2 protein-coding genes are annotated in these 1,260 nt (G+C 55.0%); both read right to left on the bottom strand.

The annotated features are described in order from the left end of the window. The coding region (locus XF30_RS38890; RefSeq protein WP_204524519.1) for a hypothetical protein at positions 1 to 531 on the bottom strand (531 nt) is incomplete at its 3' end. 458 nt (positions 532 to 989) lie between these two features. After that, positions 990 to 1,260, bottom strand: a 271-nt coding sequence (locus XF30_RS22075) for a hypothetical protein (protein ID WP_204524518.1), incomplete at its 5' end; no start/stop codon positions are given.

Here is a 1,260-nt window from a genome sequence, read left to right as displayed (position 1 = left end):
CTCGACCATCTTGGGATGAAGGCATACTCTAAGCTTTGATCCAACATCGATTGTGAAGAGGCACGCTAGATTGAAACGCTTCCCATCTTGTTGCTGCTCGATCCACGATACGATACCCCTGAGATCTTCCAGCTCGACAGACGGAAGCGAGCGAATTTGAGCCAAAAGGGCCAAGATAGACGTCTTATCGAATAAGTGTCCATCCTTATGGTCCGGTCGCAAACCAACGTGTATGCATCCGATCCGATCTAAATGGGAGAGCACGTCGATCGCTTTGATAAAATCAACTGTTGGCAAAAAAGCTTCTGGAAACGTGACCAAGTCGAACCGCTCAAACCGAGGCACGTTGAGCTTAAGGTCGCTAATTGGAGCATCTTCTGAGGTAAGCAAGGCTGTGATAACCGAGTCAAATAGCCGGCCGTGGTTAGGGGGGTCGATGAACGACGGCTCCACTATGACAACTCGATAGTCTTTCTCGGTCCTTTCAATGGTCCAATCAAACAACTGACCAGTCATTTCAGCTTGCTGCAAACGTCCCCCCTCTAGCGCTTAATCTTTGGATATCGTTTACGGTCTCTGGAATTTCCGGAGCCAATGGCAGGATCGATCCCAGAGCCGGGAGCTCTACCGCTGTCACTGCACTGGCGAAGGCGGCTATTGCCGCGTGGCTGATGACTGCGCTCATTCGGCTGCTATTTACTTGCGTGAGCTTTAGCCGCGTGCGAGAGCTCCATGAGCGAACGTATCGTCGCGCCTTTCGGTGCAGCGTCAGACGATTCCGTTGCGACGTTCTCAGGTGTGCAGTGCGTGGAGGGTGGATTGCCACACTGACGTGCGAGTGCTTCCCAGCCAACGCACTTTCCAGCCTGGTTTCGATATCCCGGGCCGCCGTTATCGCCACACGTGGCGTATGTAGGCGTGCACGCGACACCAAGGAGAGCGATCGCCGTGGCCAGCCGCCACTGGATGCAACCTCTTAATCTCATCTGCTAAACTCCGGGCGGTCCCTGGGCGACGTCAATGACATGGCGATCTGGGCCTACCGTAATTACTATCGTGTAGCTCTTCTGAGCTCCGCCTTGGTCTGTCGGCGGTGCAAGGTGCAGCTGGCCGCCGTACCATTCGCCGGGCAGCAGCGTATTGTCCTTGATCACGGCCTGCTCGAGCACGGCCATGTTGCGTTGACCTGTCTCGATGGTGGCAGAGATCATTGCTTCATTCTGAGCCGCCGCGTTGCCTTGAGCGATGGCTGCTGCAGTG

The organism is Bradyrhizobium sp. SUTN9-2 (assembly GCF_003122645.1).
In the GTDB taxonomy this organism is placed as follows: Bacteria; Pseudomonadota; Alphaproteobacteria; order Rhizobiales; family Xanthobacteraceae; genus Bradyrhizobium; species Bradyrhizobium yuanmingense.
Note: the sequence above shows the minus strand (reverse complement) of the source record. Positions and strands in the feature narration are given on the sequence as shown.